General features: G+C 63.0%; 15 protein-coding genes. 8 read left to right on the top strand and 7 right to left on the bottom strand.

Translation table 11 applies throughout. The features are described 5' to 3' along the window. The first annotated feature begins 228 nt into the window (after window positions 1-228). Entirely contained in the window at window positions 229-735 is a 507-nt protein-coding gene (locus tag H281_RS0101425; RefSeq protein ID WP_027804200.1) for an OmpA family protein, read from the top strand. A 102-nt stretch (window positions 736-837) separates the two neighbouring features. Here the strand turns inward: H281_RS0101425 and H281_RS0101420 are convergent, their stop codons facing one another. Both H281_RS0101420 and H281_RS0101415 read right to left on the bottom strand, forming a co-directional pair. Further along, window positions 838-2,583, bottom strand: a complete 1,746-nt coding sequence (locus H281_RS0101420; RefSeq protein WP_020065307.1) for a hypothetical protein — start codon at window positions 2,581-2,583, stop codon at window positions 838-840. Further along, window positions 2,583-4,475 carry a tetratricopeptide repeat protein gene (locus tag H281_RS0101415; protein ID WP_020065306.1) on the bottom strand — a complete coding sequence of 631 codons (1,893 nt, stop codon included), beginning with the start codon at window positions 4,473-4,475 and terminating at the stop codon, window positions 2,583-2,585. The genes H281_RS0101420 and H281_RS0101415 overlap by 1 nt, the downstream gene beginning before the upstream one ends. A gap of 280 nt (window positions 4,476-4,755) precedes the next feature. Here H281_RS0101415 and H281_RS0101410 point away from each other — a divergent pair, with 280 nt between their 5' ends. Beyond that, entirely contained in the window at window positions 4,756-5,025 is a 270-nt protein-coding gene (locus tag H281_RS0101410) for a hypothetical protein (RefSeq protein WP_020065305.1), read from the top strand. Window positions 5,026-5,165: 140 nt separating this feature from the next. Here the strand turns inward: H281_RS0101410 and htpG are convergent, their stop codons facing one another. Continuing rightward, on the bottom strand, window positions 5,166-7,064 hold the full coding sequence (htpG, locus tag H281_RS0101405; RefSeq protein WP_020065304.1) for a molecular chaperone HtpG: 1,899 nt from the start codon (window positions 7,062-7,064) through the stop codon (window positions 5,166-5,168). Window positions 7,065-7,213: 149 nt separating this feature from the next. Beyond that, window positions 7,214-8,665: an aminotransferase-like domain-containing protein gene (locus H281_RS0101400; RefSeq protein WP_020065303.1), complete on the bottom strand. Its 1,452-nt coding sequence runs from the start codon at window positions 8,663-8,665 to the stop codon at window positions 7,214-7,216. Between the two features lie 455 nt (window positions 8,666-9,120). On the opposite strand from H281_RS0101400, the gene H281_RS0101395 reads away from it, so the two are divergent. The 6 genes from H281_RS0101395 to H281_RS0101370 all read left to right on the top strand — a co-directional run bounded on the left by H281_RS0101395 (window position 9,121) and on the right by H281_RS0101370 (window position 17,033). Continuing rightward, entirely contained in the window at window positions 9,121-9,825 is a 705-nt protein-coding gene (locus H281_RS0101395; RefSeq protein ID WP_020065302.1) for a VOC family protein, read from the top strand. A gap of 75 nt (window positions 9,826-9,900) precedes the next feature. After that, the gene (locus H281_RS0101390) at window positions 9,901-11,097 is read left to right on the top strand and encodes an aminotransferase-like domain-containing protein (RefSeq protein WP_020065301.1); all 1,197 of its coding nucleotides are present in this window, start codon (window positions 9,901-9,903) and stop codon (window positions 11,095-11,097) included. A 54-nt stretch (window positions 11,098-11,151) separates the two neighbouring features. Next, window positions 11,152-11,616 (top strand): RidA family protein, encoded by a 465-nt coding sequence (locus H281_RS0101385; RefSeq protein WP_020065300.1) that lies wholly within the window; start codon window positions 11,152-11,154, stop codon window positions 11,614-11,616. Window positions 11,617-11,782: 166 nt separating this feature from the next. Beyond that, window positions 11,783-12,685, top strand: a complete 903-nt coding sequence (locus tag H281_RS0101380; RefSeq protein WP_020065299.1) for a PhzF family phenazine biosynthesis protein — start codon at window positions 11,783-11,785, stop codon at window positions 12,683-12,685. 587 nt (window positions 12,686-13,272) lie between these two features. Beyond that, the gene (locus H281_RS0101375) at window positions 13,273-15,624 is read left to right on the top strand and encodes a bifunctional diguanylate cyclase/phosphodiesterase (protein WP_020065298.1); all 2,352 of its coding nucleotides are present in this window, start codon (window positions 13,273-13,275) and stop codon (window positions 15,622-15,624) included. Between the two features lie 200 nt (window positions 15,625-15,824). Then, window positions 15,825-17,033, top strand: a complete 1,209-nt coding sequence (locus H281_RS0101370; protein WP_027804198.1) for a chromate transporter — start codon at window positions 15,825-15,827, stop codon at window positions 17,031-17,033. Window positions 17,034-17,117: 84 nt separating this feature from the next. Here H281_RS0101370 and H281_RS0101365 read toward each other — a convergent pair whose 3' ends face one another. The 3 genes from H281_RS0101365 to H281_RS0101350 all read right to left on the bottom strand — a co-directional run bounded on the left by H281_RS0101365 (window position 17,118) and on the right by H281_RS0101350 (window position 22,297). Further along, window positions 17,118-17,576 carry a CopD family protein gene (locus H281_RS0101365; protein WP_020065296.1) on the bottom strand — a complete coding sequence of 153 codons (459 nt, stop codon included), beginning with the start codon at window positions 17,574-17,576 and terminating at the stop codon, window positions 17,118-17,120. 341 nt (window positions 17,577-17,917) lie between these two features. After that, window positions 17,918-20,242 (bottom strand): DNA topoisomerase IV subunit A, encoded by a 2,325-nt coding sequence (parC, locus tag H281_RS0101355; RefSeq protein WP_020065294.1) that lies wholly within the window; start codon window positions 20,240-20,242, stop codon window positions 17,918-17,920. A 69-nt stretch (window positions 20,243-20,311) separates the two neighbouring features. Beyond that, window positions 20,312-22,297 carry a DNA topoisomerase IV subunit B gene (locus H281_RS0101350; RefSeq protein WP_020065293.1) on the bottom strand — a complete coding sequence of 662 codons (1,986 nt, stop codon included), beginning with the start codon at window positions 22,295-22,297 and terminating at the stop codon, window positions 20,312-20,314. Window positions 22,298-22,397 lie beyond the last annotated feature (100 nt).

The raw sequence follows: 22,397 nt of genomic DNA, 5'->3' as shown, positions 1-22,397 counted from the left end.
TATAACGGCGCGACTGTCGGACGATTGCCCGGCCCGCACGCGTCTTTTCCGACGATCCGGCCGCACTGCCGCATCGGTATCGAAATGCCCAATCGGGTCGCCGATTTCGGAAAGGTCCGATTCTCCAACGCCGCGACCCACGATAAAACCTCCGTGCTTTACGAACCGGCGATTCGCCTGCTGTCGACGGGCGCGCCATCCGATGTGCAAACGAACGAGAGAGCAAACATGAAGAAAATTCTGAGCATGAGCGCCTGCGCAATGTCGGTGCTGCTGATGGCTGGCTGCGCCGCGCCGTTGAACCGCGATACTGAGACGTCGTTGAACAAGGCCGTGGGCATCGAGGTTGCACCGGTCGCGGATGGCGTCGCCGTGAAGCTGCCCGAGAAAGCGCTGTTCGATTTCAACAAATCGGAAGTGCGCGGCGATGCGAGCGCGGTGGTCGACCGGTCCGCGGTGCTGCTCAAGCGCAGCAAGAAGCCGGTCATCGTCGAAGGCTACACGGACAATGTCGGCACGCTCGACTACAACCAGCAACTCTCGGAAGCGCGCGCGACCGCCGTGGGTTACGCGCTCGTGGCGCGCGGCGTGACGATGGAGCGCATCCGCACCAAGGGCAACGCGTACAACAATCCGGTTGCAAGCAACGACACGCCCGAAGGACGCGCGCTCAATCGCCGCACTGAGATCGTCGTGCGTGGCGAAACCATGGAAACGTTGATGGGCAAGAAGTAGGCACCAGCCTCTTCAGGCGGATTACGCTAGTCACACCCAGGGCCGGCTGCGCCGCGCGCGCCCGGCTCATCTGCCGACTCACCTGCAGATTCACCTACCGATTCAGCTGCCGACGTACTCCTGCAGCGCCTGCGCGACCTCAGCGAGCACCGCTTCCCATTGATTCAACTCACGCTGTCTGAAAAGACGCATTGACGGATACCACGGACTATCGGCGCGTTCGGCCATCCAACGCCAGTCTGTAAAGGTGGGCACCAGTACCCACACCGGCGTGCCGCAGGCGCCGGCAAGATGCGCGACCGCAGTGTCTACGGTAACGACCAGATCGAGCGACTGAATGATCGCCAGCGTATCCATGAAGTCGTGAATCTCCGGTCCGAGATCATGCATGTCGATCCCCTCGGATAAAGCCGCCGCGTCGTACTGCGCCTCTCCTTTTTGCAGCGAGAACCAACGCACGCCCGGCTGCTTCAGAAACGGCCGCCATTGCTGAAGCCCAATGGACCGATAGCGGTCGAGCGCATATGCGGGATTGCCCGCCCAAACGATCCCGACGCGCTTCGTGAACGGCCCTTGCCCCGCGACAGGACCGAGTGCGTCCATGCGGTCACGCCAGCGCTGCACCGCTGCAGGCTGTGCCTGCACATAAGTCGTGGCAAGCGGCAACATCGGCAAGTCGAGTTTCATATGCGCAGGCATGCTCAACATGCGGCACCAGTAGTCGTACGGGCCGGGCGGCGCTGTGGTCCATGCCGCATGCACGCCCGCCGCATGGCGCGCCACATCGCCAAGCGGCTCTTCGACCCAGACGTCCACTTGCGCGCCACGCCGATGCAGCCAGTCGGCCATACGCAGAAACTGGATCTGATCGCCAAGGCCCTGTTCGCCGATCAGCAGGAAACGGCAACCGAGCACGCGCTCGCCTTGCCACTCCGGGAAATCCGGGCGAACCAGATCGTGATTTTCCGGTAGCGCGTCATGCCACCGGTATTGCTTCCAGCCTCGTTCGAAATCGCCCGCGCGGAGCTGTGATGCCGCGAGGTTGAACTGCATCGACGGGTTGTCCGGCATGAGCCGGGCGGCCTCGGCGGTATGCATCTGCATGTGCTCGAAGTCGCCGAGCATATTGAGCGCAAACGACGCGTTGTGATGCAGCCAGGCGTTGTTCGGTTCAACGCTGATTCCCTGCCTCGTGACGCTGACCGCGTCCGCAAAACGATGCGCGCTGTTCAGAGTGAATGCAAGTTGCTGCAGAGCTGCCGCGTCGGAACTGCAGCGTACGCGCAGGGCCGGCAACAGATCGCCGATCTCGGCATCGCGCTGGGCCTTCGACAAAGCCGCGATCAGCATGAACGCATCTGCAATGTTCGCGGAGTCGAGCGCCCATGCTCGCGCCCAATAGTTCGCTGCGTCGGCGTGCTGCTCCTGTTCCGTGCAGATCTGCGCGAGCGCGCGAACTGCATGGTGCAATGTGGGCTCGAAGCGGACCGCGGTCTGATAGTGTTGGCGCGCCTCGGCGAGTCGCGCGGAGAGCTTGAGGCAATCAGCAAGATTCCGATGAATGCTGGCACTCCCACCACTTAAGTTCAGCGCGCGATGGTAGAACGCCTCGGCCGCGATCCGATTGCCGCCCAGTGCCGCAAGCAGCCCGCGATGCTCCCAGATATCAGCACGGTCGGGCGCGAGGTTTAGCGCTTGATCCAGCAGCTCGCAGGCACGCTCGAGCGCGCCGTCGCGAAAGTGTGCAAGCCCGAGTTGATGCAGTGCGTCTGCGTCTGAATCTGCATCTAGGTCGGCTGGCAGGGCCTCGCTGCGTGATAAACCCGAATCACCCGTGTCAGTTGTCATCAGCCGATTACTGCCGGATGCGCTGCGTGGCTCGATTCCACGCTGCTCGCGCCGGTCGCCATCAGCGCTTGCAGGCGCGCCGTCACACGCTCGATGACGGGGGCCCAGTGCCCCGGCTGCGGCTGCCTGAAGAGCTCCACCGAGTCGTACCAGGGTTGCGCTTCCTCGTTGCCCCACGCCCAGTGCGACACGTGGTCGAGCATCGCCAACACCGGCCGCCCTAGCGCGCCGCCAAGATGCAACGGTGCACTGTCGACCGTGATTAGCGCGTCGAGCGCACCGAGATGGGCGGCAACGTCGTCAAAGCCGGCATGGTATTGCGCCGTCATGTCGCACACGCTGTAACCCTGCGCGGTCAGCACCGCGACGTCGGCCGCACGTCCTGGTGTAAGCGAATAGAAGATGACATCTGCAAGCGACAGCAACGGTTCAAGCGTTGCCCGCGCAATCGAACGCTTTTCGTCGCGACGATGCGTAGGGCTTCCCGCCCACACGAGCCCAACATGCAGTCTCGCCTGCGGCGCCTGTCTGCGTAGCTGCTCACGCCACGCGCTCACCTTGTCCGGATCTGCGTGAAGATACGCATCGCCCCGGACCTGCTCCGGCTGCAGGTCCAGCACAAGCGGCAAGCTCATGATGGGCAGGCTGTAATCCGGCGCGCCGAGCGGGCCGTCTTCGATGGACACGCAGTCCGCGTAAAAACGCGTGAGCAGCGCGTGCAACGACTTGCGCACGCAGAGCACGAGCCTGCCGCCTTCCTGACGCACGCGGGCGGCAAGTTGCGGGACATAGCGCACCATGTGAATGTCGTCGCCGTTGCCCAGTTCGCTGTGCACGACAAGCGTCTTGCCGGCGAGCGCCTCCCCTTGCCAGCGCGGACACAGGCGAGCCATAACCGAAACGATATTGTTCGGCTCGCGGTCGTCGCGTGCGAGGCGTGCCTCGAAACGCTTCCAGCCGCTTGCCCATGCGCCGTGCCGCAGATCCAGGTCTGCAAGATCGACTGCCGGCGTCACCGCGTGCGGATTGACCGCGAGTGCTTCGCGCAACATCGCGGCACTATCCTCGTAGCGCGCCTGTTCGCATAGATAGAAGCCAATCGCGGCGAGCACGTCGGCATTGCCTGGCGACGCAGCATTCGCGGCGCGCATGGTCGCCTCGGCCGCCGCGGCGTCGTTGCACTGCCATTGCGCGTGACTGAGCTGCCACGCCATTTCCGCGTCTGCGGGATTGCGCGCCAGCGCCTCGCGGCACACGTGCCCGACCGCAGTCCAGTCGCGCACCTCGCGCAATGCCAGCACGAACTGCAACGGCAACGCCGGATCGATGGCCGGATCGAGCGAATATGCGCTCGCGAGCGCGGCACGCCGCTCCTCGCGCGCGCCCGGACCGCTGGCCCCGCCCGCCCCACCCGCCGCACCGAGCGAAATAGCCAGCCACCACGGCGCGCGCGCGTCGTGCGGCGCTCGCTGCCGATAGGCGCGCAACATATGCGCCGCCGCGGAATGCGCGCCACACCCGTTGATGAGCCAGACGATCCATTCGAGCGTGGTGGCAAGCGGCTGCGCGGCGACCGCGATCTCGCTGTGATGCCGCGCGACCTCGGCGCGGGCGAGCGCGTCGGCGAACAGCGCAAGGCGAGCATGGCGCGCGCCGCCGGCTTCAGCTTGTGCCTGCGATGCGCTGTGATACGCCTCTGCGAAACGCCCCGCGCTCGCGTGCAGATCGGCATGCAACTGCCATGTCACGCCAGCGGCGGCCAGTTCGGCCGCACGCAGCACTGCCGCGTGGTGGCCCTCCTCGCGCAGAACCGACCAAAGAAGATGAACCGTCTCGAGAGGCGTTGTGACATTGATCAGTGCCGCCGGAGCGGCCAAAGCGGAATCGGACATGAAAACTCAGAAAGTGCCGCAACGCGCAGGCGCTTCAATCGCAAAAGAGATTCCACGCGCACGGCTTGTACAAAAAGTGGCTCGAAGAACGTGCCCGATCTTCGAGCCGCCCAGTTTCGAAGCGCGACGGTCAAGATAATGCCGTGCCCTGTGTCTCATAAACTAATCTCAATTTATGGTCGTTGATTAGTTTTAGTTAGTTAACCATAATTAATTTTGCACGACGTCGAAACAAACCTAAGGCGCCGAGCAAATCTATAACTAGCAGCAGGGAGTCAGCTTGAGTACTACAAACGTAAAGGAAACTTCTGACCGTATCGCGCATCTTGCGTCGGTCGTATTGGCTCGTCAGGGCGCTACCCATATCGAGAAAGAGCTAGCCGGCTCCGCGCTCGCGCAACACCACACTGCTAAACAGACGAGCGCGGCAATCGGCAGCCTCGCGGCGCAGGTGCTCGGCGATCATCATTCCAGTTTCGAGGCGAAGGAGCTGGCCGGGAGCGTGCTTGCGCAAGTGCGTCACCTGCACGGGCTAACATTCGCCCATTAATGCACACGCAGTGACCGATCCGGATTTCTCTCGGTCGGTCCATAACACCACAAAGCGCGCGGCAAAAAAAATGCGCTGCCGAAGCAGCGCATTTTTTCTTTCACTACGTTGAACGTCGGTTCAACGCTAAGCGATCAGGCTCAGTTCGCGCGCGCAAGCAACAACGCGTTCGTACGCTTCACGAAGCTCGCCGGATCTTCAAGCGCGCCGCCCTCGGCCAGCAAAGCCTGGTCGAACAGCAGGTGGCACCAGTCGTCGAAGTTCGCGCTATCGGCATGCAAGCCCTTGACCAGTGCGTGCTCCGGATTCACTTCCAGAATCGGATGGAACGAAGGCGCCTGCTGCCCTGCGGCCTTCAGCATGCGCTGCAGGTAACCGCTCATCTCGCCGTCGTCGGCAACGAGGCACGAGGGCGAATCGGTCAGGCGGAACGTGAGGCGCACGTCTTTTGCCTTGTCCTTCAGCGCTTCCTTCATTTTGTCGACGAGCGGCTTGAGCTCCTCGCTCACCTTTTCCTGCGCCTCTTTTTCCTCGTCGTTCAGCGCGCCCAGATCCAGATCGCCGCGCGCCACGCTCTGCAGCGGCTTGCCGTCGAATTCGTTCAGGAACGACAGCATCCATTCGTCCACACGGTCGGTCAGCAGCAGCACTTCCACACCCTTCTTGCGGAACACTTCGAGATGCGGGCTGTGCGTCGCGGCCTGCCAGGTGTCGGCGGTCACGTAGTAAATCTTGCTTTGCTCCGGCTTCATGCGCGCGACGTAATCGGCGAGCGACACGTTCTGCTCCGGCGTTTCCGTATGCGTGGACGCAAAGCGCACGAGCTTGGCAATACGCTCGCGATTCGCAAAATCTTCGCCGATGCCTTCCTTCAGCACCTGGCCGAACTCCTTCCAGAAGCCGGCGTACTTCTCCTTGTCGGCGTCGTTATCCGAGTTGGCCAGATCTTCCAGCATCGACAGCGCGCGCTTGGTCACGCCCTCGCGGATCGCCTTGACGTCGCGGCTTTCCTGCAGGATCTCACGCGAGACGTTAAGCGGCAGATCGCTCGAATCGACCACACCCTTGACGAAACGCAGGTACGCGGGCAGCAGTTGCTCGGCGTCGTCCATGATGAACACGCGCTTCACGTACAGCTTCAGTCCGCCGCGATGATCGCGGTTCCACAGGTCGAACGGCGCGTGGCTCGGCACGTACAGCAACTGCGTGTATTCGCTCCGGCCTTCGACGCGGTTATGCGTCCACGTAAGCGGATCCTGATGATCGTGCGACAGATGCTGATAAAACTGCTTGTACTGCTCTTCGGTGATGTCGTTCTTCGCACGGGTCCACAGCGCGCTGGCCTGATTGACGGTCTCGTCCTCGTCTTTCGTGACCATCGCGCTCTTTTCCGCGTCCCACTCTTCCTTCTTCATCAGAATGGGCAGCGCGACGTGATCGGAATACCGCTGAATGATCGACTTGAGCCGATGTGACGACAGCAGTTCGTCTTCGTCTGCACGCAGATGCAGCGTGATGGTCGTGCCGCGCGCGGCGCGCTCGATCTGCTCAACGGCGAAATCGCCCTCGCCGGCGCTTTCCCAGCGCACGCCTTCCGACGCCGGCAATCCGGCGCGGCGCGTCTCGACCGTGATCTTGTCCGCGACGATGAAGCCCGAGTAGAAGCCCACGCCGAACTGCCCGATCAGCGCAGCGTCTTTCTGCTGATCGCCCGACAGCTTGCCGAAGAATTCCTTGGTGCCCGAGCGCGCGATCGTCCCGAGGTTCGCGATAGCTTCGTCACGGCTCATGCCGATGCCGTTATCGTCGATCGTGATGGTGCGCGCGTCCTTGTCATACGACACGCGAATGCGCAGATTCGGGTCGTTCTCGTACAACCCGCTGTTTTCAATTGCTTCGAAACGCAGCTTGTCGGCCGCGTCGGACGCATTGGAAATCAGCTCGCGCAAAAAGATTTCCTTGTTGCTGTACAGCGAATGGATCATCAGTTGCAGAAGCTGTTTCACTTCTGCCTGAAAGCTCATGGTTTCTTGTGCCATGGTCGGACTTCCTCTCTGTTGCGAATCGGTTTTTGCGAATCGGGTGTTGCAGATGCGCTTCGGGTCAGGCGTGGCACGGGGCCGGGTTGCCGACGTGCGGTGCCGTGCCGCCGGATCGTCCGCCTAAATAAGGGCGATGCGGCGCCGTTTCAAGAGGCGCGGCGCGCAACGCCGTCCAGGTAACGGCAGAGGAACGTCGCCAGTTCCGGATCCCCGCAATTGGCAATGTTGAAGCGCATCCACGTGGTGGGCGACTGCTGCGGCGAAAAAAGGCTGCCGGGCGTCAGCAGAAAACCGGCTTCGTGGCCGGCGGCCGCGAGGCCGTCGGCGTCGACTCCGGTGTCGGCCCATACGAACATTCCCGCCGTGGGCGTCAGGAACAGCTTCAGGCCGGTCTTTTCCAGCATCCGCACGGATTTTTCGCGCACCCCGTCGAGCCGAGCGCGCAACCGCTCGACGTGGCGTCGGTAGTGACCCTCGGTGAGGATTTTGTACAGCACCCGCTCGTTCAATTCCGGGCTCGTCATGCCGACCAGCATTTTCTGATCGCTGACCGCCTTCGCGACTTCCGGCGCGCACGCGATGAAACCCACGCGCAGATTCGGCGCGAGCGTCTTTGAAAAACTGCCCAGATAGATCACGCGCTTGAGCTGATCGAGGCTTGCCAGACGCGTGCCCGCATAGCTCGGCGGGCAGAGATCGCCGTAAATGTCGTCTTCGACCACGATGAAGTCGTACGCCTCGGCAAGCCGCAAGATGCGGAACGCCTGCGCGGCCGTGAGCGACGTGCCGGTCGGATTCTGCAGCACCGAATTGATCACCAGCATCTTGGGCCGCCACGTCTGCACGAGCGATTCGAGCGCGTCGAGATCCGGGCCGTCCGGCGTATAGGGCATGCCGACAAGCCGTGCGCCTTGCGACGCGAAACGCCCGAACATCTGGAACCACGCCGGATCGCCGACGATCACCGAATCGCCCGCCTTCACATAAATGCGCGAAATCAGGTCGATCGCCTGCGTGATGCCCGACACCATCACGATCTGCTCGGGCGACGCGCCAATCTCCAGTTCCTCGAGCCGCGTCTGCAATTGCTGGCGCAGCGGCAGAAAACCGAGCGGCGTGCCGATCCCCAGCATCTGCGCGCCGCTTTGCCGGCCCAGCGTGCGCAGCGCGTTGGTGATCAACTCGCCGTCGAGCCAGCGCGCCGGCAGATAGCCGAGACCCGGACTGCGCTCCGGGCGCGCCCCGGTATGCAGCATGTTGCGCAGCAGCCAGACCACGTCGATGGTCGCCGGCGCAGGCGCCTGCGTGACCGGACGCATTTCCGAAACCGCCGCGCCCGCCAGACGCTCGCGCACGAAGAAACCCGAGCCGCGCCGCGACTCCAGGTAACCCTGTGCGACTAGCCGCTCGTACGCCTCGACCACCGTGAAACGCGACACGCCTTTGTCGAGCGCCAGCTTGCGGATGGACGGCATACGCATGCCGGGGCGAAACACGCGCTCTTCGATGCGGCGGCGGGCCCATTGCACGAGTTGCTCGACCAGCGTCAGCGACGCCGTGTCGTGCGGGGCGGGAATTTGTGTAAGCGGGACGGACATAGACGCACTCCAACTGTACCGAACGGTATCGAATCGATTGTACCGTTACTGTGCAGGTCGTCGCCGCTACATTTGAGACAGAAGAAGCGCGCCGGCCGGATTCGCGGCGTCGTCGAAGTACCGAGCCTGGCGGCGATCCCGCCGAGCAGGCTATCGGATGCGTGAGCGCCGTTTTGCAGCGGCGAGCGAACCGATAGGGCAAGCCGGCAAGTTAACCGGCACGCGCCCCCCCCCGACAGACTCACGGCCAGTCGCCGTAAAGTTGCCGTGAAGCCGCCGCAAAGACCTCGCACCGCACGTTGATCGCCCCTTAAGGGCACGTCGATCGCCCGTCAAGCGCACGTTCGCAGGTCGTCGTCGCCCCGTGACCGGTTATGCTTACGTGCCCGGGCACCCGCATACGCTGCGCGTGGTGCGGGTCCGGCCCGATGTGAAACCCGTTTTCCCGATCCGCAATGACCGCACATTTGCTTCGTCTCGATCATCTCGTTGTTTCCGCCCGCACGCTCGACGAGGGTACGCAATACGTCGCCGACGTTCTCGGCGTGGCACCCGTCGGGGGCGGTGCGCATCCGTTGATGCGGACTCACAACCGCCTGCTGAACCTGTGGGACGGCGCGTATCTGGAAGTGATCGCAATCGATCCGCATGCCGACGCCGCGCAGGAATCGGCCGCCGCCGCGCCGCGCGCGCGGCTCTTCGCGCTCGACGACCCCGCCACGCACGCGCGCCTCGAGAACGGGCCGTATCTGTCGCATTGGGTCGTCCGCGTCGACCGCCCGAAGCATCTGCCGACGTGGCAGGCCCAGTACCCGCAGCGCATCCCGCCGATCGTGCCTCTCACGCGCGGCGAGTTCAGCTGGGGGCTGTCCATCGCGGACGACGGCGCGTTTCCCTCCTGGCAAGGCGCCGGCGACGGCGTGCTGCCCTCGCTCATCCAGTGGGACACGGCGCGGCATCCGTCGGAGTCACTTCCGGAAACCGGCATCGCACTAAAAGCGCTGAACGGCCAGCATCCGCAAGCCGGGACGGTGGCCGCGCAATTGCAGTGGCTAGGCGCCGCGCATCTGATAAAGCTGCATCCGACGGACGACGCAGCGGCCCCGGCCGCGCTCACCGCCGAGTTCGAAACACCCAACGGTCTACGGACCCTTAAATAGCCAGCGCGCGCGGGTCGCCGACTCGCGCGATAATCGAAGTTTTGACAGGTTCCAGAGATACCAGCAGAGGAGACCATGGACCAAAGCGACTTGAAAGCCCCCACGTGGCAATTGTCCGAACGCGCACGCAAGCTCACCAGCTCGGCGATCCGCGAGATCCTGAAGGTCACGGAGCGGCCCGAAGTCATTTCGTTCGCGGGCGGCCTGCCCTCGCCGGCCACCTTCCCGGCCGAACGCATGCGCGAAGCGTCCGACCGCATTTTGCGCGACTCGCCCGCCGCCGCGCTTCAGTACAGCGCAACGGAAGGCTATGCGCCGCTGCGCGAGTGGGTCGCGAAGCGCTACTCGGTGAACGGCGCGCAGATCCGCCCGAGTCAAGTGCTCATCACCACTGGCTCGCAGCAGGCGCTCGATCTGCTCGGCAAGGTGCTGGTCTGTCCGCAAAGCCCCGTACTGGTCGAAACGCCGACCTACCTCGGCGCGCTGCAATCGTTCTCCATGTACGAACCGCACTACATCCAGGTGCCGACTGACGAACAAGGGCTGATTCCCGAAGGACTCACGCCCGAACTCACCGCCGGCGCCCGCCTGTTGTACGCACAACCGAATTTCCAGAATCCGACTGGCCGCCGCCTGCCGGTCGAGCGCCGCCGCGCGCTCGCCGAATTCGCGAAGACCGCGCCGTTCCCGGTAATCGAAGACGATCCCTACGGCGCGCTGGATTATGCGGGCGAACCGCTGCCGACCATGCTGTCGATGGCGCCCGACCACATCGTCCATCTGGGTTCTTTCTCCAAGGTGCTCGCGCCGGGTCTGCGGGTCGGCTACATCATCGCGCCCGAAGAGTTGATCTTCAAACTCGTGCAGGCCAAGCAGGCCACCGACCTGCATACGCCGAGCTTTACTCAGCGCATCGTTCATGAAGTGATCAAGGACGGCTTTCTCGACACGCATGTGCCGACCATCCGCGAGCTTTACCGCGACCAGTGCGCGGCAATGCTCGCCGCGCTCGAACGTTACATGCCCGAAGGCGTGCAGTGGAACCGTCCGGAAGGCGGCATGTTCATCTGGGTGAGCCTGCCTGCGCAAATCGACAGCATGAAGCTGCTCGAGGAAGCGGTCGCACAGAATGTCGCGTTCGTGCCGGGCGGTCCGTTCTTCGCCAACGAAGCGCAGCACAACACATTGCGCCTGTCGTTCGTCACGGTGCCGCCGGTGAAGATCGACGAAGGCGTGTCGCGTCTCGCGACGCTGGTCCGCGCCAAGCTCTGAAACTAGCCGGCCCGTTCGCCGCAACCACCTCTCATTACCGACCGAGGACACAACATGGCTCAAACTAATGTTTATGACAAGCTGAAGGAACTGGGCATCGAATTGCCCAACGCCGGCGCGCCGGCGGCCGCCTATGTGATGAGCGCGCAAAGCGGCAATACGGTGTACCTGTCCGGCCACATCGCGAAGAAGGACGGCAAGGTGTGGGCGGGCAAGCTCGGCGCCGAGCTCAGCACCGAAGACGGCAAGGCCGCGGCGCGATCCATCGCCATTGACCTGCTTGCCACACTGCACGCGCATGTGGGCGATCTCAACCGCGTCACGCGCATCGTCAAGCTGATGAGTCTGGTCAATTCCACGCACGAATTCACCGAGCAGCACCTCGTCACGAACGGTGCGTCGGAACTCGTCGCCGACGTGTTCGGCGAGCGCGGCAAGCACGCACGCTCGGCATTCGGCGTCGCGCAGATTCCGCTCGGCGCATGCGTCGAAATCGAAATGATCGCGGAAGTCGAGTAACGCATCGCGATCCAAGGCCGGCTCGTCCGGCCTGTCGCATTGAACGCGTCGCGAGGTGTCGATCACCCGCGGCGCGTTTTGCATTTGTGGCGAGGTAGCCCGTTCCCGCAGCAGCAGATAGAATCCGCGAACCCTATCAACCGCAGGAATCGCCGGACCGCCCCCGATGCCCGCTAACACAGTTCGTTTCAAACAGGTCGACGTGTTCACGTCGGTGCCGTTCAAAGGCAATCCGCTTGCTGTCATATTCGACGCCGACACGCTCAGCGCCGAGCAGATGCAGGCGATCGCGCACTGGACCAATCTGTCCGAAACAACCTTCCTGTTGAAGCCGACGGATCCGGCCGCCGACTATCGCGTGCGCATTTTCACGACTCATGGGGAATTGCCCTTTGCCGGTCACCCGACACTCGGCACCGCGCACGCCCTGCTCGAAAGCGGCTATCAGCCGAAGCAGCCGGGCAAGCTCGTTCAGCAGTGCGGCGTGGGGCTCGTCGAATTGCAGTCCGTTCGTGAGGACTCCGGCGACATGCATGGCGCGTGGGCCTTCGCCGCACCGCCTGCGCGAATTTCGCCGCTGCCGGAACAGCAATACGCCGCACTGTCTACGGCTTTGCGTAGCGACGCGATAGACTTCGGCGCTACGCCGAGCGCCGTCGACAATGGCGCGCCGTGGCTCGTCGTCCGCGTGAATTCGGCGCGCGATTGTCTCGCGCTGCAACCCGACGCCGCAGCGCTCGCGCGCATCGTGCAATCGGTCGGCACGCACGGTCTCGCCGTTTATGGTCCGCACGAGGCCGGCGGCCCTGCCACGTTCGAAGTGCGCTGCCTGATGGCGGGCGGCGCGTTCGGCGTCGGCGAAGACCCTGTTACGGGCAGTGCCAATGCGGCGCTCGCCGGTTTGTTGAGTGCGCAGAATCTACGGCCGGGCGCGAGCTACACCGCGCGCCAGGGCACCGCGCTCGGACGCGCCGGTCAGGTCTTCGTGCGCTACGACGACACGAACAGCAAGACGTGGATCGGCGGCTCCTCGGTGACTGTCGTCGACGGTACGTTCCGGATGCCGTGACCGGCCCATCGTTTGCTTACATCTCACCGCATTGAATGGAGCAATCGCAAGGCTCCTGCAAGGCAGTGAAGAAGCAAACGCACGCAACTTGCCCCATTCGCCACGCTTAACCACGTTTAGCCACAAAAAGCCGCTCGCTGTGCTGAGCCGATGCAATTCGCATAAAGACCGCCCGAAAAGACCACGCACGTGACAGCCGCCATGCCGGAACGCCGAACCTCGATGCAGCATCCGAATACCAGTTCCAACGCCGTTCTATCCCGCTCATGCTCCGACTCGCGGACCGGCGGACTATGGAGCGCGCCAAGGAACCAGGCGGAAAACCGCAGCCCGGACGGACCGCAAAACAGCCTCGATACAGGCGCGGACCGCGCCAGCGTATACCCGATGCCGGGACCCTTCCTTAATCCAGTGGCATTAAGTAATATCGAAACGTACTCGACAAAGTGCGAACGATCAGGCGCCAGGCCACGCCCTTTCTTGCGCAGTAGTTCCGGCAACTTGGTCACCATGCAGCCATCCATGAAAACAGCGCCGACGACCCTCGCGCGTTCGCAACCGGCCCCCAGTCGGGTACGGGCCGCCTGATGAGCAAAACCCGCTTCTCCGATCAGCGCGAAGCCAAAAGCCGCCGCGATCCAGCTGCGTCCAGACGGCGTGCGCTGTTCGCGATTCCCGCGCTCGGCGTACTGGTGCTGGTGCTTCTGTGGACCGTGATCTTCGCGCGTCTTTCCGTCGAGAAAGAAGCCACTTATCGCGAGGCCATGGCGTCTGCCGCGATTCTCTCGGCAGCGCTCGAACAGCATACGATCAAGGCGATTCACCAGGTCGATCAGATCACGCGGTTCGTCAAATACGAGTTCGAGAAGACACCGGGACGTTTCGATCTTGCCAGCACGGTTGAAAAAGGCGTCGTGCAAAGCGAGACGCTCGTGCAGGTATCGCTGATCGATGAACGCGGGCAGTTGATCGCCAATACGGCCGAGCTCAATCCCAAGCGCATCGATCTGTCGGACCGCGAACACTTCAAAGTCCACGAGCACGAAAACGACGACCAGTTGTATATCAGCAAGCCGGTGCTCGGCCGCGTGTCGGGCCACTGGACGTTGCAGATGACGCGGCGCCTGAATCATCCGGACGGCACGTTTGCGGGTGTCGTCGTGGTATCCGAAGACCCGAGCTATTTCACGAGCGACTTCTACAACAACGCGGCGATCGGCCGCGAAGGCGTGATCGCGGTCATCTCCGACAACGGCAGGGTGCTCGCCCGCCGCACCGGCAGCGCCGTGAATGCGAACGGCTCGTTCTCGGCGAGCGGCTCGTATCCGACGTCGGAACACGTCTCGGGCACCTATGTCGATTCGATCGACAACGTCACGCGCATCGTGTCGTACCGGCATATCGACGGTTATCCGCTCGGCGTGCTGGTCGGTCTGTCGCAAGCCGAGGAGTTCGCCGACTACAACCATACGCGCAACGTCTATCTGCTGATGGCGGGGTTCATCTCGCTCGCCATGCTGAGCTTCTTCGCCGTGGCAACCGGCCTGATCGGCAAGCTGCTCGGCCGCGAGCGCGAAATGACGCATCTGGTCGAATACGACCTGCTCACCGGCTTGCGCAATCGCTATGCAACCTTGCGGACGCTGCGCCACGAAGTCGCGCAACCGGCCAACCTGGGCCGCCTCGCGATTCTGTTTATCGACCTCGACAACTTCAAGACGGTCAACGACACGCTCGGTCACAACGCCGGCGACATCGTGCTGCAAATGACGGCCTCGCGGCTCTCCACCGCGGTCGCGGACGACGGCACGCTAAGCCGCATCGGCGGCGACGAGTTCGTCGTCGTCATCAAGGGCGAGGACGTCGAGAAGCGCGCGGTCGCGCTCGCCGAAGCGGCAGCTGAAGCCTTCGCGAAACCGTTCGAGGTGCGCGGCAGTTCGTTCGTGCTGCATGCGAGCATCGGCATCGCGCTTTACTCGGTCGCCAACGAGAGCGAGATCGACCTGTTGAAAAAGGCCGACCTCGCGATGTACAGCGCGAAGGATGCGGGCAAGAACTGCTACCAGTTCTATTCGCCGCAACTGTCGCATCGCGCCGACCATCTGATGAAGTGGGAACAGCAGTTGCGCGTCGCGCTTGCCGAAGGGCAACTGTTTCTCGCCTACCAGCCGAAAATCGACCTCACGCGCCGCTGCATCACCGGCTTCGAGGCGCTGGTGCGCTGGAACCATCCGCAGCACGGTCTGATTCCGGCCAACGAATTTATTCCGGTCGCGGAGTCCACCGGCCTCATCGTGCCGATCGGCGACTTCGTGATCGAGACCGCGTGCCGGCAACTGGCCGTGTGGCAGCAGCAAGGCTACGACACGCTGTCGCTCGCGGTGAACATTTCGGCCGTGCAGTTCTGGCGCGGCGATCTGTACGAAACGGTGTCGCACGCGATCGAGGAAAGCGGCATTTCGGCACGCCGCCTGGAACTCGAAATCACGGAAACGGCGATGATGGAATATCCGGAACTCGTCTCCGAAAAGATCTTTGCGCTCAAGCGCCTTGGCGTGCGGATCGCACTCGACGACTTCGGCACTGGCTATTCGTCGCTGTCGTATCTGAACCGTTTTTCCGTGGATACGCTGAAGGTGGACCGGTCGTTCGTTCAGGCCATTCCGGGCGACCGCAGCGTTTGCGTGATGGTCACCGCGATCGTCAATCTGGCGCGCTCGCTCGGGCTGACAGTGGTTGTCGAAGGAACGGAAACGGAAGAGCAGATTGCGTGGCTCGCCGCGCTCGGTCATATCGAGGCGCAAGGTTTTCTGTTTTCGCGTCCGGTTCCTGTCGACGCAATTCCGGCGCTGCTCGAACGTTTCGGCGTGTGCGGCATGACGGGCCGGCATCCCGTTCAGGAAACGAATACGAGCGCCAGCACCAGCACGAACGGCTAGGCAGTCGCGCCGACGGCGTCGGTTGCAAGGCTTTGACTTTCGATGCTGCAATCGAGAAGCCCGCCCATACCGCAGTCACACAAAACGGGCTACATTCTCGCTGTATTGCAATCTCGCGCGGTGCCGCCAGACCGGTCGGCCTCGCGCAACACCCACACGATCCACAGGACGGACGCCCGCTCAGCGGGCGCCGTGGCGCCATGCAGACCATAACAAGCCACGATGCGGCAAGACGAGGGGAACGGGAACCGCTATGGACGCTGTTTCGGGTCGTGTTCGGCCTGTCGGCATTGTCATGGGGCGGCCTCGCGCTGATGGCCCAGCTCGAGAATCACTACGTCGAACGTGAAGGACGGCTCTCGCGGGTCGCGTTCTCCGATCTGATCGCGCTTGCGTGGATGGTCCCGGGGCCGGTGGGCTGCAACGCCGCCGTGCAACTCGGACACGCGCTGCGCGGACGCGCCGGCGCATGGGTCGCGGGCATTGCCAGCGTGCTGCCCTTTTTCATGCTGATGACGCTCTTCGCGATCTTCTATCGCACGCCGATCGTCCGCGCCGCCGCGTCGCAGACTCTGCTGAATCACTTCAGCGTCGTACTCGCCACGTTGATCGGCATCACCTGGTACAAGCAGACACGTGCGCTCGTGCGCGGTAAGCTCGAATGGACCGCGGCGGTCGTCGGCTGTATCGCGCTTTTCTATGCGCACAGCCCTGCCGCTTATGTGCTGATGCTAAGCGCGGCGTTCGGTGCGGGCTGGGTGGTCAGCCCCGTGCGCGACACGCGCTTTGCCGTGTCGTTCGCGCGCGTCGACTGGCAGATCCTCACGATGCTGTGCGTGTTCGTGCTGCTGTTCGCGCTACCACTGCCGCATCGCTACGATCTCGCGCTGCTATGGCCGCGGCTCGCGGGCGCGGGCATGACGCTGTTCGGCGGCGGTTTCTCCGCATTGCCGGTGCTCAAGACACTGTTCGTCACGCCGACGATCGGCATATCCGACAACGACTTCACGCTGGCGTTTTCACTGTCGCCGCTATCGCCGGGGCCGCTTCTGAATGTCGTGCCGTTCTTCGGCTATCTCGTCGACGGGTGGGCTGGCGCGCTCATCGCCACGCTCGCGTTGTTCGTGCCGTCCGGATGCCTCGTGGTGCTGGCGCAGCAGCACCTGCATCAATTGAAGATGAACCAGCAATTCGAGCACGGCATGCGGATTCTGCGCGCGGTCACCACGGCCTTCCTTGCGGTGGCCGTGCTGCGTATCGCCGGACGCGTGCCGTTGCAACCGGTCTATCTGATTACCGCGCTATTCTCGGCGATGTGTTTCGCGAAGCTGAAGGTGCCCGTGTACGTGGTGTACGGTACCGTCGCGGTCGTATGTGGACTGTGGCTCGCGTACGGCGCGTTGCTTTAGCCGCGCGCCCGGAGATTCTCCGGCGCTGTGCAGCGTCAGGTCAGCGACCGTGCATCGACAGCTCAACGAGCCGGCAAGCGTCTGTCAAAACCCGCGCGACAGCACGGCGAACCCGACGGTCACCACGCCAAGCACGATATTGATCAGCACCAGACGCCGGATCGTGCCGACTGCCTGTGCGCCGTCAGGCCACTTCTGCGCCTGCACAGCACGGCGAATGCGCGGAAACACCGCGAAGCGGATATGTCCGAAAATCAGCATCATGACGATGCCAAGGCCGGCCATTGCATGCAACGGCCACGTGGCGTGGCCGCCGCCGAATTGCATTAGCAGGAAGCCGCCCGTCAGCAGAATGACCAGCACCGAAGCAGCAACCCAGTTGAAGAAGCGGCCAAACACCGACTCCCACAACGGCAAACGCAATTGCGGCGAAAGATCGGCAATTGCCGGGCGCAAGCAGAAATGCGCGAAGACCATCCCGCCGATCCATATCGCGACTGCGAGCAGGTGTAGAAACAGCGCGAGTTCGATAGCCTTGTTCATGTTGTATTCCTCTCCGACGACGCCACACCGCTTATGACGAATGATATGAGCAGCGGCTATTGAGCGCGTTCGACCGCACGCCATGCGTGCAGTTCCAGCAGGCCCAAGGCTTTCTCGTCGTTTTTCTTGTTGTTATTGCAGCGCGCCTGTATCTCGACGGAATACCGCACTTCGACACCGTAACGCCGCCCCCGAATTTTCTGCAACGTGCCCCGCAGTTACGGCGTGGTAACTGCGTGGTAACTGCGTGGTTGCCGCGAGCCACTGCGGCACACTTCACCAGGCACGGCCAGCGCCTCGCATGCTAGCAGACGCCGGCCGTATTGGAACGTCAATCTTCGTCAAGCGGCCAGCACGGGGCGCATACCTTCGAGCTTCAGCCTGGTTTCGGGCGCGCGCCCTTTGCGCGCCCGCTTGCCGACATGCGACGCCAAAGCGGCGCCGCTCAGCTTTTCTTCGTCCAGACGTCCGCCGCGACGCGCGCCGATCAGCATGACCCCCGCCGCGTTGATCGCGAGCGCCTGAACCAGCGTTTCCTTGTCGTCGAGCGCCATTAGCGTGACGCCGCGACCGCCGCCAGAGAGCGTCTTCATTTCGTCGAGACCGAATACCAGCAGGCGCCCGCTCGACGACAGACACGCGACCTGCGTCGCGTCCGGCAGCATCGGCATGGGCGCGAGCGGCACAGCGCCGGCGTCGATCGTCATGAACGACTTGCCTGCCTTCAGGCGGCTCACCATGTCGCCGACCTTCGCGATGAAGCCAAAGCCGTTGCTCGACGCGAGCAACAATGCCTGGTCAGCCGAAGCCGCGTAGTAATGCATCAGGTGGCTGCCCGATTCGAGTTCGATCAGCGACGTCACCGGCACGCCGTCGCCACGGCCGCCCGGCAGCGACGCCACCGCGACCGAATAGACGCGGCCATTGCTGCCCCACGCGACGAGCGTATCGGGCGTGCGGCACTGGAACGCGGCGTAGAGACCGTCGCCGGCCTTGAACGTGAAGCCAGCCGTGTCCAGCCCGTGCCCCTTCAGCGCACGCACCCAGCCCTTTTGCGAGACCACGACCGTGACAGGTTCATCGACCACGCGCGCTTCGTACGTCGCGCGCTTTTCCTGCTGGATCAGCGTGCGGCGCTCGTCGCCGTACTGCTTCGCGTCGCCTTCGATTTCCTTGATGAGCAGGCGCTTCATCGCCGATTCGCTGCCGAGCAGTTCTTCGAGCTTCGCTTTTTCGTCGCGCAGTTCGGCAAGCTCTTTCTCGATCTTGATCTTCTCGAGACGAGCCAACTGACGCAGCCGGATTTCGAGGATGTCCTCGGCCTGGCGATCGGACAGACCGAACGCGGCCATCAACGCGACCTTCGGTTCGTCGGACTCGCGAATGATGCGGATGACTTCGTCGATATTCAAAAAGACGATCATCCGGCCTTCGAGGATGTGGATCCGGTCGTCCACCTTCGTCAAACGGTGACGCGTGCGGCGCGTGACCGTCGCGAAGCGGAACGCGATCCACTCGTGCAGGATTTCGCTCAAGCCCTTCTGACGCGGCCGGCCGTCGCCGCCAACCATCACGAGATTCAGCGACGCATTCGACTCGAGACTCGTATGCGCGAGCAGCGTGGTGACGAACTCCGTCTGATCGATGCGGCTCGACTTCGGCTCGAACACGAGGCGCACGGGCGCGTCCTTGCCGGACTCGTCGCGCACCGCGTCGAGCAAGGCCAGCATGGTCTGCTTGCCTTGCAACTGTTCGGGCGTTAGCGCCTTCTTGCCAAGCTTGATCTTCGGATTGGTCTGTTCCTCGATTTCTTCGAGCACCTTTTGCGCGGCCGTGTTCGGCGGCAATTCGGTGATGACCAGTTGCCACTGGCCGCGCGCGAGGTCTTCGATCTTCCAGCGTGCTCGGACCTTCAGGCTGCCGCGGCCGGTTTCGTAGGCCGCCGAAATTTCCGCTTCGCTCGAAATGATCTGGCCGCCGCCGGGGAAATCCGGACCCGGAATGTGCTGCATCAATTCGGCATGCGCAATTTTCGGGTTGCGGATCATCGCGACCGCGGCGCCTGCGACTTCTCGCAGGTTGTGCGACGGGATTTCGGTGGCGAGGCCCACGGCAATGCCCGAGGCGCCGTTGAGCAGGACGAACGGCAGACGCGCGGGCAAGAGCCTCGGCTCGTCGAACTCGCCGTCGTAGTTCTTCATGAAGTCGACCGTGCCCTGATCGATTTCATCGAGCAGCAGCTTGGCGATCGGCGTCAGGCGCGCTTCGGTGTAGCGCATGGCCGCCGCGCCGTCACCGTCGCGAGAACCGAAGTTGCCCTGGCCGTCGATCAGCGGGTAGCGCATCGAAAAGTCTTGCGCGAGACGCACCAGCGCGTCATAGGCCGACTGGTCGCCGTGCGGGTGATATTTACCCAGCACGTCGCCAACCACGCGCGCCGACTTGACCGGCTTCGCGTTGTCGGACAGACCCATGTCGTTCATTGCGAACAGGATGCGGCGTTGCACCGGCTTCTGGCCGTCGCACACATCCGGCAGCGCGCGGCCCTTGACCACGCTGACCGCGTAGTCGAGGTACGCACGTTCAGCGTAATTGCCGAGCGTCAAAAAATCGCCTTCCGGCGGCGGTGGCTCGGTGAACAGGTCGAGAGTGTTATCGTCGTCCATCTAGATTCCGTATCGTGTTTGGCGTGAAGTTTCGTGCTTCCGTGCGACATGCGAGCGCTGTAAAACCGCTCAGATATCCGCTTCCACTTCATTGCCCTTTTCTTCCAGCCAGCTGCGCCGCGATGCCGCTTCGCCCTTGCCCATCAGCATGGTCATGCGCGCGACCGTGGCGTCGTAGTCGAGCTCGCCGAGCGCGACCGGCGTGAGTCGCCGTGTGTCCGGGTTCATCGTCGTATCCCACAGTTGCTCGGCGCTCATTTCGCCGAGGCCTTTGAAGCGGCTGATCGACCATTGCGTGTCGCGCACGCCGTCTTTGCGCAGCTTGTCGAGAATCGCTTCGAGTTCGCCTTCGTCGAGTGCATAGAGCTTTTGCGCCGGTTTCTTGCCGCGCGCGGGCGCGTCGACGCGAAAGAGCGGCGGGCGCGCGACGCACACATGCCCGCGTTCGATCAACTGCGGGAAATGCTTGAAGAACAGCGTGAGCAGCAACACCTGAATGTGCGAGCCGTCCACGTCCGCGTCCGACAGAATGCAGATCTTTCCGTAGCGCAGGTTCGACAGGTCGACCTTGTCGTCCGGACTATGCGGATCGACGCCGATCGCCACCGAAATGTCGTGCACTTCGTTATTCGCAAAGAGACGGTCGCGCTCGGTTTCCCACGTGTTCAACACCTTGCCGCGCAACGGCAGGATCGCCTGATATTCCTTGTCGCGGCCCATCTTCGCGGAGCCGCCGGCCGAATCGCCCTCGACGAGAAACAACTCATTGCGGCCGATTTCCGTCGACTCGCAGTCGGTCAGCTTGCCTGGCAGCACAGCCACGCCGGAGCTCTTGCGCTTCTCGACCTTCTGCCCTGCTCGCGTGCGCGCCTGCGCCTGCTTGATGACGAGGTCCGCAAGCTTCTTGCCGTGCTCCACATGCTGGTTCAGCCACAATTCGAGCGCCGGGCGCGCAAACGACGACACGAGCTTCACCGCGTCGCGGCTATTCAGACGCTCCTTGATCTGCCCTTGGAATTGCGGATCGAGCACCTTTGCCGACAGCACGAACGACACGCGCGCAAACACGTCTTCAGCGAGAAGCTTCACGCCCTTCGGCTGCAGGTTGTGCAATTCGACAAAGCTCTTCACCGCCTGATACAAGCCGTCGCGCAAGCCCGATTCGTGCGTGCCGCCTGCGGGCGTCGGGATCAGGTTGACGTACGACTCGCGCGTGAGCGACCCTTCCTCGCTCCACGCGACGACCCACGCGGCACCCTCGCCTTCGGCAAAGGTTTCTTCGCTCGATCGCGAGTTTTCGGCGTAACGCTCGCCTTCGAAAAGCGGAATGAGCAGGTCACTGCCGTTCATGCCTTCGAGCAGATAGCCGCGCAAACCGTCTTCGTATTTCCAGCTTTGCTGTTCGCCGGTTTTCTCGTTGATAAGCGTGACTTCGACGCCCGGCAACAACACTGCCTTCGAACGCAGCAGCCGTTGCAATTCGCCGAGCGGCAGATTGGGCGAGTCGAAGTACTTCGGGTCCGCCCACGCGGTAACGCGCGTGCCGGACTTCTTTTCGCCCTTCGCTGCGGCGCGCACTTCGAGCGGCTTCGCCACGTCGCCGTGCGCAAAGCTCAGCGCGGCAACCTTGCCGTCGCGCCACACGGTGACGTCGAGGCGCGTGGACAGCGCGTTGGTGACGGACACGCCGACGCCGTGCAAGCCGCCCGAGAACGTGTAGGCGCCGCCGGCGGCTTTATCGAACTTGCCGCCCGCGTGCAGCCGCGTGAACACGATTTCCACGACCGGCACGCCTTCTTCCGGATGCAGGCCGAACGGAATACCGCGGCCGTCGTCTTCGACCGATACCGAATGGTCCGCGTGCAACGTGACCGTGATTTGCCGGCCGTGGCCGCCGAGGGCTTCGTCCGACGCGTTGTCTATAACTTCCTGAATGATGTGCAGCGGATTCTCGGTGCGGGTGTACATGCCGGGCCGTTGCTTGACCGGCTCGAGACCCTTCAACACCTTGATCGACGCTTCGCTATACGCGGCGTTTGGCTTTTTCGTGGACATGGTTGACTCGGGTGCGTCGGTTCATCGTTGTCCACAGGTCCTGTGGACAGGTCCGTGGACAATGCGTTGAGTTTTCAAAAAAAGCGAAACGAAACAACGT

The organism is Paraburkholderia caledonica (assembly GCF_000383275.1).
Classification (GTDB): Bacteria; Pseudomonadota; Gammaproteobacteria; order Burkholderiales; family Burkholderiaceae; genus Paraburkholderia; species Paraburkholderia caledonica.
The sequence above is the reverse complement of the archived record's forward strand: the minus strand, read 5'-3'. Positions and strand labels throughout refer to the sequence as shown.